This window comes from Cupriavidus sp. a3, from assembly GCF_051015765.1.
GTDB classification, from domain to species: Bacteria; Pseudomonadota; Gammaproteobacteria; order Burkholderiales; family Burkholderiaceae; genus Cupriavidus; species Cupriavidus oxalaticus_A.
On the sequence record NZ_CP170643.1, the window covers coordinates 1,538,632 to 1,553,921 of the forward strand.

The 15,290-nt window shown below is 65.0% G+C and carries 16 protein-coding genes; 11 read left to right on the forward strand and 5 right to left on the reverse strand.

The window, feature by feature from the left end:
* Nucleotides 1-251 precede the first annotated feature (251 nt).
* From ACAD63_RS07370 to ACAD63_RS07405, 8 genes are all read left to right on the forward strand, one after another.
* Entirely contained in the window at nt 252-1,244 is a 993-nt protein-coding gene (locus tag ACAD63_RS07370) for an asparaginase (RefSeq protein ID WP_195427574.1), read from the forward strand.
* Between the two features lie 112 nt (nt 1,245-1,356).
* A complete protein-coding gene (gene rpsF / locus ACAD63_RS07375) occupies nt 1,357-1,731 on the forward strand; it encodes a 30S ribosomal protein S6 (protein ID WP_029048699.1) in 375 nt (124 codons plus the stop codon).
* 77 nt (nt 1,732-1,808) lie between these two features.
* Entirely contained in the window at nt 1,809-2,108 is a 300-nt protein-coding gene (priB, locus tag ACAD63_RS07380; protein ID WP_133096466.1) for a primosomal replication protein N, read from the forward strand.
* Between the two features lie 3 nt (nt 2,109-2,111).
* Nucleotides 2,112-2,390 carry a 30S ribosomal protein S18 gene (rpsR, locus tag ACAD63_RS07385; RefSeq protein WP_006575387.1) on the forward strand — a complete coding sequence of 93 codons (279 nt, stop codon included), beginning with the start codon at nt 2,112-2,114 and terminating at the stop codon, nt 2,388-2,390.
* A 31-nt stretch (nt 2,391-2,421) separates the two neighbouring features.
* A complete protein-coding gene (gene rplI / locus ACAD63_RS07390; protein WP_135705474.1) occupies nt 2,422-2,874 on the forward strand; it encodes a 50S ribosomal protein L9 in 453 nt (150 codons plus the stop codon).
* A 185-nt stretch (nt 2,875-3,059) separates the two neighbouring features.
* The gene (locus tag ACAD63_RS07395) at nt 3,060-4,451 is read left to right on the forward strand and encodes a replicative DNA helicase (protein ID WP_063238032.1); all 1,392 of its coding nucleotides are present in this window, start codon (nt 3,060-3,062) and stop codon (nt 4,449-4,451) included.
* A gap of 192 nt (nt 4,452-4,643) precedes the next feature.
* On the forward strand, nt 4,644-5,270 hold the full coding sequence (locus ACAD63_RS07400; RefSeq protein WP_029048703.1) for a DUF47 domain-containing protein: 627 nt from the start codon (nt 4,644-4,646) through the stop codon (nt 5,268-5,270).
* A 13-nt stretch (nt 5,271-5,283) separates the two neighbouring features.
* Complete coding sequence (locus ACAD63_RS07405) at nt 5,284-6,291, forward strand: inorganic phosphate transporter (RefSeq protein WP_133096464.1); 1,008 nt, start codon at nt 5,284-5,286, stop codon at nt 6,289-6,291.
* A 70-nt stretch (nt 6,292-6,361) separates the two neighbouring features.
* Here the strand turns inward: ACAD63_RS07405 and ACAD63_RS07410 are convergent, their stop codons facing one another.
* The 5 genes from ACAD63_RS07410 to ACAD63_RS07430 form a co-directional block, all read right to left on the reverse strand.
* Nucleotides 6,362-7,033 carry a C40 family peptidase gene (locus ACAD63_RS07410; RefSeq protein ID WP_135705473.1) on the reverse strand — a complete coding sequence of 224 codons (672 nt, stop codon included), beginning with the start codon at nt 7,031-7,033 and terminating at the stop codon, nt 6,362-6,364.
* A 47-nt stretch (nt 7,034-7,080) separates the two neighbouring features.
* Nucleotides 7,081-7,488 (reverse strand): hypothetical protein, encoded by a 408-nt coding sequence (locus ACAD63_RS07415; RefSeq protein WP_434033652.1) that lies wholly within the window; start codon nt 7,486-7,488, stop codon nt 7,081-7,083.
* A 129-nt stretch (nt 7,489-7,617) separates the two neighbouring features.
* The gene (locus ACAD63_RS07420; RefSeq protein WP_133096461.1) at nt 7,618-9,321 is read right to left on the reverse strand and encodes a PhoH family protein; all 1,704 of its coding nucleotides are present in this window, start codon (nt 9,319-9,321) and stop codon (nt 7,618-7,620) included.
* A 374-nt stretch (nt 9,322-9,695) separates the two neighbouring features.
* Nucleotides 9,696-10,160, reverse strand: coding sequence for a peroxiredoxin (locus ACAD63_RS07425; RefSeq protein WP_133096460.1), 465 nt, complete (start codon nt 10,158-10,160; stop codon nt 9,696-9,698).
* 146 nt (nt 10,161-10,306) lie between these two features.
* Complete coding sequence (locus ACAD63_RS07430) at nt 10,307-10,696, reverse strand: Mth938-like domain-containing protein (RefSeq protein ID WP_133096459.1); 390 nt, start codon at nt 10,694-10,696, stop codon at nt 10,307-10,309.
* Between the two features lie 366 nt (nt 10,697-11,062).
* Here ACAD63_RS07430 and ACAD63_RS07435 point away from each other — a divergent pair, with 366 nt between their 5' ends.
* From ACAD63_RS07435 to thrC, 3 genes are read left to right on the forward strand one after another with little or no spacing between them, the layout of a single operon-like run.
* Entirely contained in the window at nt 11,063-12,298 is a 1,236-nt protein-coding gene (locus ACAD63_RS07435) for a pyridoxal phosphate-dependent aminotransferase (RefSeq protein ID WP_133096458.1), read from the forward strand.
* 49 nt (nt 12,299-12,347) lie between these two features.
* A complete protein-coding gene (locus tag ACAD63_RS07440; protein ID WP_135705472.1) occupies nt 12,348-13,658 on the forward strand; it encodes a homoserine dehydrogenase in 1,311 nt (436 codons plus the stop codon).
* Between the two features lie 32 nt (nt 13,659-13,690).
* Nucleotides 13,691-15,136 carry a threonine synthase gene (gene thrC / locus ACAD63_RS07445; RefSeq protein WP_133096456.1) on the forward strand — a complete coding sequence of 482 codons (1,446 nt, stop codon included), beginning with the start codon at nt 13,691-13,693 and terminating at the stop codon, nt 15,134-15,136.
* Nucleotides 15,137-15,290 lie beyond the last annotated feature (154 nt).

Here is a 15,290-nt window from a genome sequence, read left to right on the forward strand (position 1 = left end):
GCAGGGTTGGATGGGCTGCCCAACGGACTGGGCGGTCCCCGAAATCCTGCATCCGGCGGGCCGGGCACTGTATGTTTAAACAGTATGCTGTGATTTTATACAGTATCGGCGTCAGCGCAAGCAGAATTTTTGCTGGCGCGCGTGAACCGATCGGCCTCGGCGCGGGCCATTCCGGTGGAAGTCCGCCGTTACAATCGCGATTCCATCGCCCGGCGCATGTATTCCCTTCTGTTTCCTGAGCCCCAGCATCCATGACCCAATTGCCTCGCATCGTTGTATTGGCTACCGGCGGCACCATTGCCGGCGCTTCCGGCAACCCCGCCAGCAGCGCGCACTACCAGGCGGCCACCGTGCCCGTGTCGTCGTTGCTTGCGGCGGTGCCGGCGCTGCAGTCGGTGGCACGGATCGAAGCCGAGCAGGTGGCGCAGGTCGACAGCAAGGACATGACCTTTGCGCTGTGGGTCGCGCTGGCCGCTCGCGTCGAGCACTGGTCGGCGCAGGCGGATGTGGCGGGCATCGTGATCACGCACGGCACCGATACGCTGGAAGAAACGGCGATGGCGCTGCACCTGACCCAGGCGTGCCCGGTCCCGGTGGTGATGACGGCGGCGATGCGGCCGTCCACCTCGCTGTCGGCCGACGGGCCGCTCAACCTGCTCGACGCGGTACGGGTGGCGGCGTATCCGGATGCGCGCGGAAAGGGCGTGCTGGTGGTGCTGAACCAGCAGATCCATGCGGCGCGCGATGTTGCCAAGGCGCATACCTCGGCGGTGGATGCCTTCGTGTCCCAGTGCGGGCCGCTCGGGCTGGTGCAGGACGACTACGTGGGCTTTGCCCGCACGCCCCGGCAGGCATGGGCGATCGGTCCGATGCCGGGCGCATGGCCGGTGGTCGAGATCGTGGCGAGCTACGCGCAGCCGGGCCGGATCGCCGTCGATGCGCTGGTGCAGGCTGGCGTGGCGGGCCTGGTGGTGGCCGCCGCCGGCAATGGCTCGATACACGAAGTGCTGGCGGAGGCCCTGGTGGATGCCGCCGCCGCCGGAGTGGCGGTGGTGCGCAGTTCGCGCACCGGGGCAGGTCATGTGGCGATTCCGGCGCATCCCAGCCCGTCCGATGGCGTTTTTGTCTCCGCCTCGGACCTGAATCCGTATAAGGCGAGGGTACTGCTGGCATTGGCGCTTGCGGCGGATCCTGCGCTGGCACGGGATCCCGTGCGCCTGCAGGCCGCCTTTGCCAAAGCCTGAGCCAGCCTTGCCGCTTGCGCGCCCCGTTGGCGCCGGGCTATAATTTAAGGCTATTCAACCTTGCCGCACCGGACTCGTGACGCCCGGGTGGCTAATCCCAAAAGGAGCGTCAATGCGTCATTACGAAATCGTCTTCATCGTCCACCCGGACCAGAGCGAGCAAGTGCCGGCCATGATCGAGCGCTACAAGCAGCTCGTGACCTCGCAGAACGGCAACGTTCACCGCGTGGAAGACTGGGGCCGTCGCCAGATGGCCTACATGATCCAGAAGCTGGCCAAGGCTCACTACGTTTGCCTGAACATCGAATGCGGCAAGGACACGCTGGCTGAACTGGAACACGCCTTCAAGTTCAACGACGCCGTTCTGCGCCACCTGATCGTGCAGACCAAGAAGGCTGAAACCGCTCCTTCGCCGATGATGAAGGAAGTGCAGCGCGAAGAAGCCCGCAAGGCCGCGCAAACGACCACCGAAGGCCAGGCCGCCTGAGTGCGGACTGCGGTGCGCGCCCAGGCTGACCATGTCGGCCCTGGCGGCACGGATGGCAAACGGCAAGAGGCCCCGCGTTGAACCAACTTCGGCTTGCCGCCACTTTGGCGGAACGCGATGCCCTGCGCTATACCCCGGCCGGAGTGCCCGTCGTGAACTGCATCCTGCAGTACAGCGGCGAGACGGTCGAGGCGGAAACGCCACGGCAGGTTGAGTTTGCCATCGCGGCAATGGGGATCGGGCCGGTGGGTCAGCGGCTTGAGCGGTTACCGCTCGGCACGCTGCTCGACTGCGAAGGATTCCTCGCCCGCAAGCACCGCAACAGCAAGGCTCTCGTCTTTCACATCACCGGATGTAAAGCATTCGTAAAGGATTGAATCATGGCATTCGTCAAACGTGACAACAAGAACAAGAAGCGCTTCCAGCAACAGAACCCGCTGTTCAAGCGCAAGCGCTTCTGCCGCTTCACCGTGGCTGGCGTGGAACAGATCGACTACAAGGATCTGGACACCCTGAAGGACTTCATCGGCGACAACGGCAAGATCACGCCGGCCCGCCTGACCGGTACCAAGGCCCACTATCAGCGTCAGCTGGATACGGCGATCAAGCGTGCGCGTTTCCTCGCGCTGCTGCCGTACACCGACCTGCACAAGAACTGATAGGCCCTAGGTCCGTAACGGAGAAAACACGATGCAAGTCATTCTGCTGGAAAAAGTCATCAACCTGGGCAACCTGGGTGACATCGTCAAGGTGAAGGACGGTTACGCTCGTAACTTCCTGATCCCGTCGAAGAAGGCGCGCCGCGCCACGCAAACCGCGATCGCCGAATTCGAAGTCAAGCGCGCCGAGCTGGAAAAGGCCGCCGCCGAGAAGCTGGTCGCGGCGCAAGCCGAAGGCGAGAAGCTGAACGGCCTGACCGTCCAGGTCAGCCAGAAGTCGGGTGTGGACGGCCGTCTGTTCGGCTCGGTCACCAACGCCGACATCGCCGTGGCCCTGGAAGGCCAAGGCTTCAAGGTCGAGAAGGCTCAGGTTCGCCTGCCGAACGGCCCGCTGAAGATGGTGGGCGACCACCCGATCAGCGTCGCGCTGCACACCGACGTCGTGGTCGACGTGACCGTGTCGGTGCTGGGCGAGCAGGTCTAAGACCCGCTGCAGCGGTGCCGCTGCGCGGCGCCGCCCGAAGCACTGCAAGCAGAAAAGGCAGGAGCCCTGGCTCCTGCCTTTTTTGTTGCCCGCTGGCGCTGGCCGGCAGATGTTGGACGCACGTCCGGCAAATGTCCGGTGTAGTGCGTCCTCCTGCCAGCGTCCCGCCGTTATAATCCCTCCCCATGAACGCGCCCGTCGCCGACCCCCAACTCGACAACCTCAAGGTCCCGCCGCATTCCATCGAAGCCGAGCAGTCGGTGCTCGGTGGCCTGCTGCTGGACAATGCCGCCTGGGACCGCATTGCGGACTTCCTTTCGGAGGCGGATTTCTACCGCTTCGACCACCGGATGATCTTCCAGAGCATCGCCCGGTTGATCTCGGCCACAAAGCCGGCCGACGTGATCACGGTCTATGAAATGCTGCAGGTTGCGGGCAAGGCCGAGGAAGTTGGCGGGCTGGCGTACCTGAATTCGCTGGCACAGAACACGCCCAGCGCGGCCAATATCCGCCGCTATGCGGAAATCGTGCGCGAGCGTGCGGTGCTGCGCAAGCTGGTTACGGTGGCCGACGATATCGCCTCGGCCGCCTTCGCGCCCAAGGGGCGGGAAGTCCGCGAGCTGCTGGACGAAGCTGAATCCAAGGTCTTTGCGATCGCCGAGGAAGGCGCGCGCGGCCAGGCCGGCTTCCAGGAAATCCAGCCGCTGCTGACGCAGGTGGTGGAGCGCATCGACGAGCTTTACCATCGCGACAGCACCAGCGACGTGACCGGCGTGCCCACGGGCTTCGTGGACCTGGACCGGATGACCAGCGGCATGCAGGGCGGCGACCTGATCATCGTCGCCGGCCGCCCGTCGATGGGTAAGACCGCGTTCTCGCTGAACATCGGCGAGCATGTGGCGGTGGAGCAGGGCCTGCCAGTGGCAGTGTTCTCGATGGAAATGGCCGGCACGCAGCTGGCCATGCGTATGCTCGGCTCGGTCGGGCGGCTGGACCAGCACCGGTTGCGTACCGGCCGCCTGCTGGATGAAGACTGGCCACGCCTGACGCATGCCATCCAGCGCATGAACGATGCGCAGCTGTTCATCGACGAAACTCCCGCGCTGAACCCGATGGAACTGCGCGCGCGCTCGCGCCGGCTGGCGCGCCAGTGCGGGCAGCTCGGCCTGATCATCATCGACTACCTGCAGCTGATGTCGGGCTCCGGCGGCGGTGAGAACCGCGCGACGGAAATTTCAGAGATTTCCCGTTCTCTGAAGGGCTTGGCCAAGGAACTCAACTGCCCGGTGATCGCGCTGTCGCAGCTGAACCGAAGCCTGGAACAGCGTCCCAACAAGCGTCCGGTGATGTCCGACCTGCGTGAATCCGGCGCTATCGAACAGGATGCCGACGTGATCCTGTTCATCTACCGCGACGAGGTCTACAACCCCGATTCGCAGGACAAGGGCACCGCCGAAATCATTATCGGCAAGCAGCGTAACGGCCCGATCGGCACGGTGCGGCTGACCTTCCTGGGCCAGTTCACCAAGTTCGACAACTTCACCGGCGGCCCGGCGTTCTTCGACAACGACACCTGACGAAGTCAAGCCGCCTGCAGAGATCGCACCGCTGGCCGTCTCGTTTGTGCCAAATCGGCGGGCAATGTCCGCGTAACCCTGTAAAATATTGCGCTTTGATGACAGCCGCCGACCCGGCGGCTGTCGTGCTTCGCGTTCAATCCATCTGCAACACATCAGCAGCGCTACACGCGCCGCCTTAAGGAACATTCCATGTTCGGCCGATTCATGCCCACCGAGGGCAAGTTCTTCGAATATTTCAACCAGCACGCCGACTGCGCGGTGACCGCCGCCCACGAGCTCCAGGCCCTGGTCAACGACCTGCCCAACGCCGAGGCCCATGCCCGCCGCGTCCAGGCCACCGAGAAGAAGGCCGACCGGATCACGCACGACACCATCGACCTGCTGCACAAGACCTTCATCACGCCGCTGGACCGCGACGAGATCCACAAGCTCATCACGACCATGGACGATATCCTGGACCTGATGGAAGACGTGGCCGAGACCATCTCGCTGTACGACGTGACCAACCTGACCGAAGAGGCGCTGCGCCTGGCCGCAATCTGCGTGCAGTGCTGCGACCAGGTCAAGATCGCGGTGGGCCTGCTCGAGGACATGGGGAATGCCAGCACCATCCTGAAGACCGCCCAGCAGATCGACCAGCTCGAGTCCGAGGCCGACCGCGTGATGCGCTCGGCGATGTCGAAGCTGTTCCGCGACGAGACCGACGTGAAGCGCCTGATCAAGCTGAAGGCCATCTACGAACAGCTCGAGACGATCACCGACAAGTGCGAGGACGTCGCCAACATCATCGAAGGCATCGTCCTGGAAAACGCCTGAGGCGGCAATCGGCATGCAGACCATTCAAATGAGCCTGTGGGTGATTGCCCTGCTGGTGGCGCTCGCGCTGCTGTTCGACTTCATGAACGGCTTCCATGACGCGGCCAACTCGATCGCCACGGTGGTGTCCACCGGCGTGCTCAAGCCGCACCATGCGGTCGCTATGGCGGCGATGTGCAACGTCGTCGCCATCTTCGTCTTTCACCTGAAGGTGGCGGCCACCGTCGGCACCGGCACCATCGATGTCGGGATCGTCGACCACTACGTCATCTTCGGCGCCCTGGTCGGGGCGATCGCCTGGAACGTCATTACCTGGTACTACGGCATCCCGTCGTCGTCGTCGCACGCACTGATCGGCGGGCTGGTCGGCGCGGCGGTGGCCAAGGCCGGCACAGGTGCGCTGGTTGGCAGCGGTCTGCTGAAGACGGTGGCCTTTATCCTGATCTCGCCGTTCCTGGGTTTCGTGCTTGGCTCGATCATGATGGTGATGGTGGGCTGGACCTTCTTCCGCACCCCGCCGTCGCGTGTAGACCGCTGGTTCCGCCGGCTGCAGCTGGTGTCGGCCTCGCTGTACAGCCTGGGCCATGGCGGCAATGATGCGCAGAAGACCATCGGCATCATCTGGATGCTGCTGATCGCCAGTGGCCACGTGATGGCTGGCGGCCAACCCCCGACATGGGTGATCGTGAGCTGCTATGTGGCCATCGGCATGGGCACGCTGTTCGGCGGCTGGCGCATCGTGCGAACCATGGGGCAGAAGATCACCAAGCTCAAGCCGGTGGGCGGCTTCTGTGCCGAGACCGGGGGAGCGCTGACGCTGTTCTTTGCCTCGGCGCTGGGCGTGCCGGTATCGACCACGCATACGATCACAGGGGCCATCGTCGGCGTCGGTTCGGCGCAGAAGATGTCCGCGGTGCGCTGGGGCGTGGCCGGCAATATCGTGTGGGCCTGGGTGCTGACGATCCCGGCATCGGCCTTCATGGCGGCGATCGCATGGTGGATCGGGCGCCATATCCTGTAACGCAGGGTTGGACGGTCATGCAAAAAGCCAGGCAGCTGCCTGGCTTTTTGTTTGCCCGCGTGCCAGGCGCTCAGCGGTTGGCGAAGGCGGCGATGGGATCGTCGTCGTCGGGCAGCGGGGCCGGTTCCGGTACCGGCGGCGCTGGTGCAGGGGCCGGTATAGCAGGCGGCGGCAGGTTGATCGCGCCGGAAACCACGCGCCGCGCGCCGTTGTAGCGCGAGGCCCAGTATGGCTTGCCCATGTCTTCCAGCCGCACGGTGCCGCCGGACGATGGCGCATGGACAAAGCGGTTCTGGCCGACGTAGATGCCGACATGCGAGTTGGCGCGTCCGGTGGTGTTGAAGAACACCAGGTCGCCGGAGGCGACTTCGCTGCGGTCGAGCGTGGTGCCGCGGGTGCCCATGGCTTCGGTGGTGCGCGGCAGGTCCACGCTGGCGGCACGGGATACCACATAGCGTACCAAGCCGCTGCAGTCAAAGCCGGCATCCGGCGTGTTGCCGCCGTAGCGGTAGGGCGTGCCGACCAGCGACATCGCCTGGATCGAGATCTCCTCGAGTCCGGCGCTGGGATCGACCATGGGCTTGCCGGGCGTACGCGGCAAGCTGCCATGGCGAGAGGGTGGGGAACTGGCGCACGCTGCCAGCAGCAGTGCGGCGGCGCAGAGCAGCGGCATGCCGGCCCGGGCAAGCGGGCCTGGCAGTGCGGGAGGACTGGAAGAGCTAGGGGTACGGGGCAATGGCATCGCTGGATTCCGGTCGCCGGCCTGCCGGCGCACCGGAAGCCTTGACGCTACCAGCGTAGCTGGGCGTTGCGCGTACCGGTGCTGACCTTGATCGACTTGGCCTGGCCCTTGTAACTGGCTTCGATATTGTAGCTGCCTTCCGGCGCACGTATCAGGCAGCGGGGGCCGGCGGCGCGGAAGGTTGCGACCTCCTGTTCGTCGCGTACCAGCTTGACCGCGACGTCGGACAGGAACTCGCCCGCGGCGCCTTGCGTGAACAGGATGCCGATATTGAAATCCTTCTCGCGCGCGGCCAGCGCATCGCGCTCGTCTTCGGCGATACCGCCGCAGACATAGCTGACCGGACCCATGGTGCGGATCACCAGGTCGTCAGCCGCTGCGCGCGCCTGAAGCGGGCCGGCCAGGACCATGGCAGCGCCAATCAGCGCGGCCAGGCGGAGATGCTGTTGGTTCATCGACGCCTCCGGTTGGGGGTGCGGGACAACAAGCGGATGTGCGGACATCATAGCCGCATTGTGCTTGCCGTTCACGACAGCGGGCCGGGGCGCCCGCCCGCAAGGCAGGCGCCCCGGCTGCCGCCCGCGTCAGAGCACGTCGCCGGCGTGGTCGGCCAGGCGCGAGCGCTCGCCGCGCGCCAGCGTGATATGCCCGCTGTGGCTCCAGCCCTTGAAGCGGTCCACCACGTAGGTCAGGCCGGACGAGCCTTCGGTCAGGTACGGCGTGTCGATCTGCGCGATATTGCCCAGGCAGATGATCTTGGTGCCGGGGCCCGCGCGCGTCACCAGCGTCTTCATCTGCTTGGGCGTCAGGTTCTGTGCCTCGTCGATGATGACGAACTTGTTGACGAAGGTGCGGCCGCGCATGAAGTTCATGCTCTTGACCTTGATGCGCGAGCGGATCAGCTCCTGGGTGGCGGCGCGGCCCCAGTCGCCGGCGCTGTCGTCGCTCTTCTGCAGCACTTCAAGGTTGTCGTCGAACGCGCCCATCCACGGCTGCATCTTCTCTTCCTCGGTGCCGGGCAGGAAGCCGATGTCCTCGCCGACCGGCACGGTGGCGCGGGTGACGATGATCTCGTTGTAGAGCTTCTGGTCGAGCACCTGCTCCAGGCCTGCCGCCAGCGCCAGCAGCGTCTTGCCGGTACCGGCCTGGCCCAGCAGCGTGACGAAGTCGATGTCGGGATTCATCAGCAGGTTGAGCGCGAAGTTCTGCTCGCGATTGCGCGCGGTCACGCTCCACACATTGTTCTTGTGGTGCGTGTAATCCTTGAGCGTCTGCAGCAGTGCGGTCTTGCCGTTGATTTCCTTGACCTGCGCGTACAGCGGCAGGCTGCCGTCGACCGGTTCCAGGTAGACGAACTGGTTGACCAGGAAGGAAGGCACCAGCGGTCCGGTCAGGCGATAGAACATCGCGCCGGACTTGGGATCCTGCCAGCTTTCCACGCCCTTGCCGTGCTTGGCCCAGAAGTCGCCGGGCAACTGCATGACGCCGGCGTAGAGCAGGTCCTTGTCTTCCAGGACCTGGTCGTTGTAGTAGTCCTCCGCCGGCAGCCCCAGTGCGCGCGCCTTGATGCGCATGTTGATGTCTTTGGACACCAGCACGACCTGGCGCTCGGGGTATTGCTGCTGCAGCGCGCTGACCACGCCCAGGATCTGGTTGTCGGCCTTGCCCTGCGGCAGGCCCTCGGGCAGCTTGATGTCGTTCAGCCGCGTCTGGAAGAACAGCTTGCCCTGCGCGTCGCGGTTGCCGAGCTTCTCCAGCGGCAGGCCCTCGTCGAGTACGCCGTCGGTGCCGCCCACCAGCGAATCGAGCGTGCGGCTGACCATGCGCGCGTTGCGCGCGACTTCGCTCATGCCCTTCTTGTGGTTGTCCAGTTCTTCGAGCGTCATCATCGGCAGATAGATGTCGTGTTCCTCGAAGCGGAAGAGCGAGCTCGGGTCGTGCATCAGCACGTTGGTGTCGAGCACGAACAGCTTGCTCGGGCCTTCGGCCTTGCGCGCGCGGCGCGAGGTGCCGGCCACGGGCTTGACCAGGCTGACCGGCGGCGCGCTGGCCGTGGGCGCGGGCCCGGCTGGGGTCTCGGTGCTGCGGGCGCGGGTACCACCGGCGGCGCGCGCCTTCACGGCAGGCGCCCTGGCCTCGCCGGTTTCCAGCAATGCCACGCGCTCGAGTGCCGGCACAGGTTTCTTCAACTGTGTGGCGGACTTGGCCTTGGGCACCGCGGAGACCGGAGCGAATTCGCTCGGGTCCAGCAATTGGGCAGGCTTGGCGGGCATGGTAGGCAGCGGCATGCTTGGCTTTCCTTTCAGGGGGACGAGAGAGGGGCTAAGGCGTCCGTGCCGCGACGCGCGACTGCGTCGTGGTCATGGGCCGGGGCATGCATGCGCGAGGCACCCGGCGCGGACAGGCGTGAGCGCAAACAAAAAAGCCGCCATGCCTGCATAACAGGGTTGGCGGCTTCTTTGCGGACCGGCGACACGGCAGGTCCGCGACCGGCCTGTGGCGCGAACCGCCTGGGCCGGGAAGTCGAATCAGCGTGGCATCCGGAATCTGAACTCATTACGGGCCAATGTATCCGAAGGTCCCGGGTTTGGCAATTGGGTTTGGCAACCCTTTGCGGCGCCGGCTGTACGCGGTGTCGCAGCCACGCAAAACACGCAGGACCTCAGATGGCGCGCACCAGTTCCAAAATTTCGTCGACATGGTTCGGCACCTTGATGCCGCGCAGCTCGTGCCGCAGGATGCCCTTGCCGTCGATGACAAAGGTGCTGCGCTCGATGCCGCGATACTCCTTGCCATAAAGCTTTTTCATCTTGATGACATCGAACAGTGCGCACACCGCTTCGTCGGCATCGGAGATCAGTTCGAACGGCAGCTCGAGCTTGGCCTTGAAGTTCTCGTGCGAACGGATGCTGTCGCGCGAGATGCCGAACACCTGCACGCCGGCCTTGGTGAAATCCTCGTACTGGTCGCGGAAGTTCATGGCCTCCGTGGTGCAACCCGGCGTGTTGTCCTTCGGGTAGAAGTACAGCACCACCGTCTTGCCGCGGAAGTCGGCAAGGCGGAAGGTGGCGTCGCCGGTCATCGGCGCGCTGAAGTCGGGTACGGCCTTGTTGAGACTGATCGTCATTCTTGTGGCTCCTGGGCAAGGGGCAGGGAGATTCGGGAAGGGGGTGCTGCCACCTTAGCGGGAGCAGATTGGGGCGCGCACCCGGACTTCAAGCGTGGCGTGGGCTCAACATCGGCGTGGGCGCACCACGCGATCCCGCTTCGACCTCAGGCAGCGCCGGCGGCCGGCTCGATCAGCAGCACCGCAGCCACCTTGCGGCCCTCGGCCATCAGGATGTTGTAGGTGCGGCAGGCGGCCTGCATGTCCATCGCGTCGACGCCCACATGGCGGCGCGAGAGCGATGCGGTCAGGCGCGGGTGCGGGAAGCGCAGGCGCGAGCCGGTGCCAAGCAGCACCACTTCGGGATTGAGTTCGGCCAGCTGTTCGAAATGAGCCGGCTCGAGTTCTTCGAAGCGGTTCACCGGCCAGGGCCGGATTTCGCCCTCGGGCATGACCAGGATCGAGGTGGTGTGGCGGACGAGGTTGATCTCGATATAGTCCGGCCCATAGGCCGTGACGGTATTCAGCGACTGGGGCTGGTCGGCGTGGAGTTTCACTTGGAGGCCTCTGCGGCGGCCGCCGCGGATTGCATGGCCGGCCCGTGGGGCGGAAGGCCGGCAGCGCGGGCGGTCGTGGTGTGACGGGCAGGACAGGCGCAGGGCCGGGCCATGGCCCGCGTTCGCTTGCCGTACGCGCCGGTGGCGTACGCTGCAATGCAAGAATCCCTGCCGAAGTCTGTCATAATCCGATAAATTATAGCTTTTGCCTCCCTGTTTGCCACGCCTGTGCCACGCGCGCGTTGCATTGCAGCGGACGGCGCCTCCGCGTTCTTCCAGATTTAGCCAGGTTTTCTGCCCGGTGCCGCCGACGCGGCACACTATGCCTGCCCGACAGCCTGACCGACAGCTTGCCCCGACATCGCCGTGAAACCCATCCAGAAATCCAACAAACTCAATAACGTTTGCTACGACATCCGCGGTCCGGTGCTGGAAAAGGCCAAGCAGATGGAGGAAGAAGGGCACAAGATCATCAAGCTGAATATTGGCAACCTCGCCGTATTCGGTTTTGACGCGCCGGAAGAGATTCAGCAGGACATGATGCGAAATCTGCCGAATTCGGCAGGTTATTCTGATTCCAAGGGCATTTTCGCTGCACGCAAGGCGATCATGCACTATACCCAGCAAAAAAATATCGAAGGCGTTGGCCTGGACGATATTTATGTCGGCAACGGCGCCTCCGAGCTGATCGTGATGGCGGTCAATGCGCTGCTCAACACCGGCGACGAAGTGCTGGTGCCGGCGCCGGACTACCCGCTGTGGACCGCCGCGGTCAGCCTGTCCGGCGGCACGCCGGTGCACTATATCTGCGACGAGGCCAACGAGTGGATGCCCGATCCGGCCGATATCCGCGCCCGCATCACGCCGCATACCAAGGCCATCGTCATCATCAACCCGAACAACCCCACCGGGGCGCTGTATTCGGATGAGCTGCTGCTCGAGATCGTCGCCATCGCGCGCGAGCATGGCCTGATCATCTTCGCCGACGAGATCTACGACAAGGTCCTGTACGACGGCGTCACCCACACCTCGATTGCCTCGCTGTCGACCGACGTGCTGACGGTGACCTTCAACGGCCTGTCCAAGAACTACCGCTCGTGCGGCTACCGCGCGGGCTGGATGGTGGTGTCGGGCGACAAGCGCCCGGCCATCGACTACATCGAAGGCCTGAACATGCTGTCGTCGATGCGCCTGTGCGCCAACGTGCCGGGCCAGTGGGCGATCCAGACCGCGCTGGGCGGCTACCAGAGCATCAATGACCTGGTCGCGGAAGGCGGGCGCCTGCGCCGCCAGCGCGACCTGGCCTATGAACTGATCACCGCGATCCCGGGCGTGACCTGCGTCAAGCCCAAGGCGGCGCTGTACCTGTTCCCGAAGCTGGACCTGTCGATGTACCCGGTGCAGGACGACCAGGAGTTCATCTACGAACTGCTGCAGGAGTCCAAGGTGCTGCTGGTGCAGGGCTCCGGCTTCAACTGGGCCAAGCCCGACCATTTCCGCATCGTGTTCCTGCCGCATGAGGAAGACCTGCGCGAGGCCATCGGCCGTATCGCGCGCTTCCTCGAGGCGTACCGGAAACGCCACGGCAAGGCAGCGGCCTGATTTCGCGGGCTGCGCCGCAACCCATCCTTAGCAACTCAGAAGATTGTCCATGAACCCCATCAAAGTTGGCCTGCTCGGCATCGGTACCGTCGGTAGCGGCACGTTCAACGTGCTCAAGCGCAACCAGGAAGAAATTCGTCGCCGCGCCGGCCGCGGCATCGAGATTGCCGTGGTGGCCGATCTCAACACTGAACGCGCGCGCGAACTGACCAACGGGGAAGTGGAGATCGTCAGCGACGCTCACCAGGTGGTGACGCGCCCCGACATCGACATCGTCATCGAACTGATCGGCGGCTACGGCGTGGCGCGCGAGCTGGTGCTCAAGGCCATCGAGAACGGCAAGCACGTGGTCACCGCCAACAAGGCGCTGCTGGCCGTGCATGGCAACGAGATCTTCGAAGCCGCGCGCAAGAAGGGCGTGATCGTGGCCTTCGAAGCCGCGGTCGCCGGTGGCATCCCCATCATCAAGGCGCTGCGCGAAGGCCTGACCGCCAACCGCATCCAGTGGATCGCCGGCATCATCAACGGCACCACCAACTTCATCCTGTCCGAGATGCGCGACAAGGGCCTGGATTTCGACGTGGTCCTGAAGGAAGCGCAGCAGCTGGGCTACGCGGAAGCCGATCCCACCTTCGACATCGAGGGCGTCGATGCCGCGCACAAGGTCACGCTGATGAGCGCGATCGCCTTCGGCATGCCGGTGCAGTTCGACCGCGCGCACGTGGAGGGCATCACGAAGCTGTCCGCCACCGACATCAAGTACGCCGAGGAACTGGGCTACCGCATCAAGCTGCTGGGCATCACGCGCCGCCGCGACGACGGCGTGGAGCTGCGCGTGCATCCGACCCTGGTGCCGGCCGCGCGCCTGATCGCGAACGTGGAAGGTGCGATGAACGCCGTGCTGGTGCAGGGCGACGCCGTGGGCGCCACGCTGTACTACGGCAAGGGTGCCGGCGCCGAGCCGACCGCCTCGGCCGTGATCGCCGACCTGGTCGACGTGACCCGCCTGCACACCGCCGACCCGAACCACCGCGTGCCGCACCTGGCGTTCCAGCCCGACGAGCTGTCGAGCGTGCCGGTGCTGCCGATCGAAGAGATCAACAGCTCGTACTACCTGCGCATGCGCGTGGCCGACGAGACCGGCGTGCTGGCCGAGATCACCCGCATCCTGGCCGAGGGCGGCATCTCGATCGACGCCATGCTGCAGAAGGAATCGCGCGAAGGCGAGCCGCAGACCGACATCATCATCCTCACGCACATCACGCGCGAGAAGCACGTCAACGCCGCCATCGCCAAGATCGAGGCGCTGTCGACCGTGCTGTCCGACGTGACGCGCCTGCGCATGGAAGAACTGAACTAAGCGCAGCCACCGCATAGCCACAGCAGAGCCACATGAAATACCAGTCGACCCGCGGCCATGACATGCCGCAATCGTTCTCCGAGATCCTGCTCGGCGGCCTGGCCCCCGATGGCGGCCTGTACCTGCCCAAGCAGTATCCGCAAGTCACGGCCGACGAGCTGGAGGCCTGGCGCAAGCTGCCGTATGCCGACCTGGCCTACGAGGTCCTGCGCAAGTTCTGCGACGACATTCCTGCCGAGGACCTGCGCGCGCTGACGCGCAAGACCTATACCGCCGAGGTGTACTGCAACGCGCGCGAGGGCGATAACACCGCCGACATCACGCCGCTGCGCACGCTGGGCGAAGAAGGCGGTACGAAGCTGCAACTGCTGGGCCTGTCCAACGGCCCGACGCTGGCCTTCAAGGACATGGCGATGCAGTTGCTCGGCAACCTGTTCGAGTACGCGCTCGCCCGTGCCGGGCAGGAGCTGAACATCCTGGGCGCGACCTCCGGCGACACCGGCAGCGCCGCCGAATACGCGATGCGCGGCAAGCGCGGCATCCGTGTGTTCATGCTGAGCCCGCACCGCAAGATGAGCGCGTTCCAGACCGCGCAGATGTTCAGCCTGCAGGACCCGAATATCTTCAACATCGCCATTGAAGGCGTGTTCGACGACGCGCAGGACATCGTCAAGGCCGTCTCCAACGACCACGAATTCAAGGCCCGCCAGAAGATCGGCACGGTCAATTCGATCAACTGGGCGCGCGTGGTGGCCCAGGTGGTTTACTACTTCAAGGGCTGGCTGCTGGCGACCGACGGCCCGGGCCAGAAGGTCTCGTTCTGCGTGCCGTCGGGCAACTTCGGCAATGTCTGCGCCGGCCATATCGCGCGCATGATGGGGCTGCCGATCGACAGGCTGGTGGTCGCCACCAACGAGAACGACGTGCTCGACGAGTTCTTCCGCACCGGCGCCTACCGCGTGCGCAAGTCGGCCGAGACGTATCACACCTCCAGCCCGAGCATGGATATCTCCAAGGCCTCGAACTTCGAGCGCTTCGTGTTCGACCTGCTGGGCCAGGACGCCGGCAAGCTGGCTGCGCTGTTCCGCGACGTGGATGAGAAGGGCGGCTTCGACCTGGCGGGCACGCCGGAATTCGACCGCATCCGCGCATTCGGCTTTGTCTCGGGCCGCAGCACGCACGAGGACCGGCTGGCGACCATCCGCGACCTGTCGTCGCGCTATGGCATCACCATCGATACCCACACCGCCGATGGCGTCAAGGTGGCGCGCGAGCATCTCAGCGCCGGCGTGCCGATGGTGGTGCTGGAAACCGCGCTGCCGGCCAAGTTCGCCGACACCATCCGCGAGGCGCTCGGCCACGAGCCGGAGCGTCCGGCCAGGTTCGAGGGCATCGAGAGCCTGCCGCAGCGCTTTGAAGTGATGCCGGCCGACGCCGCCAGGGTCAAGGCCTATATCGCCGGCCACACCGGCCTGTAAGCACGCTGGCGCCAAGGGCACGCTGCGGCACCGCGGCGTGCCGTGTCCGCGCCAACTCGCTACAATCAGGCTGCGGGCCCGATCCCCGGCCCCCGGATTGCTTCCTGCTGTCATGGCGGAGGCGATGCGCGGGCCGTTTCTTTTTGGCCAACCC

Excerpts from the sequence above, each read along its gene's own strand:
- ACAD63_RS07370 (WP_195427574.1), top strand. The coding sequence starts at position 252 with ATGACCCAATTGCCTCGCATCGTTGTATTGGCTACCGGCGGCACCATT.
- rpsF (WP_029048699.1), top strand. The coding sequence starts at position 1,357 with ATGCGTCATTACGAAATCGTCTTCATCGTCCACCCGGACCAGAGCGAG.
- rpsR (WP_006575387.1), top strand. The coding sequence starts at position 2,112 with ATGGCATTCGTCAAACGTGACAACAAGAACAAGAAGCGCTTCCAGCAA.
- rplI (WP_135705474.1), top strand. The coding sequence starts at position 2,422 with ATGCAAGTCATTCTGCTGGAAAAAGTCATCAACCTGGGCAACCTGGGT.
- ACAD63_RS07395 (WP_063238032.1), top strand. The coding sequence starts at position 3,060 with ATGAACGCGCCCGTCGCCGACCCCCAACTCGACAACCTCAAGGTCCCG.
- ACAD63_RS07400 (WP_029048703.1), top strand. The coding sequence starts at position 4,644 with ATGTTCGGCCGATTCATGCCCACCGAGGGCAAGTTCTTCGAATATTTC.
- ACAD63_RS07405 (WP_133096464.1), top strand. The coding sequence starts at position 5,284 with ATGCAGACCATTCAAATGAGCCTGTGGGTGATTGCCCTGCTGGTGGCG.
- ACAD63_RS07410 (WP_135705473.1), bottom strand. The coding sequence starts at position 7,033 with ATGCCATTGCCCCGTACCCCTAGCTCTTCCAGTCCTCCCGCACTGCCA.
- ACAD63_RS07415 (WP_434033652.1), bottom strand. The coding sequence starts at position 7,488 with ATGAACCAACAGCATCTCCGCCTGGCCGCGCTGATTGGCGCTGCCATG.
- ACAD63_RS07420 (WP_133096461.1), bottom strand. The coding sequence starts at position 9,321 with ATGCCGCTGCCTACCATGCCCGCCAAGCCTGCCCAATTGCTGGACCCG.
- ACAD63_RS07425 (WP_133096460.1), bottom strand. The coding sequence starts at position 10,160 with ATGACGATCAGTCTCAACAAGGCCGTACCCGACTTCAGCGCGCCGATG.
- ACAD63_RS07440 (WP_135705472.1), top strand. The coding sequence starts at position 12,348 with ATGAACCCCATCAAAGTTGGCCTGCTCGGCATCGGTACCGTCGGTAGC.
- thrC (WP_133096456.1), top strand. The coding sequence starts at position 13,691 with ATGAAATACCAGTCGACCCGCGGCCATGACATGCCGCAATCGTTCTCC.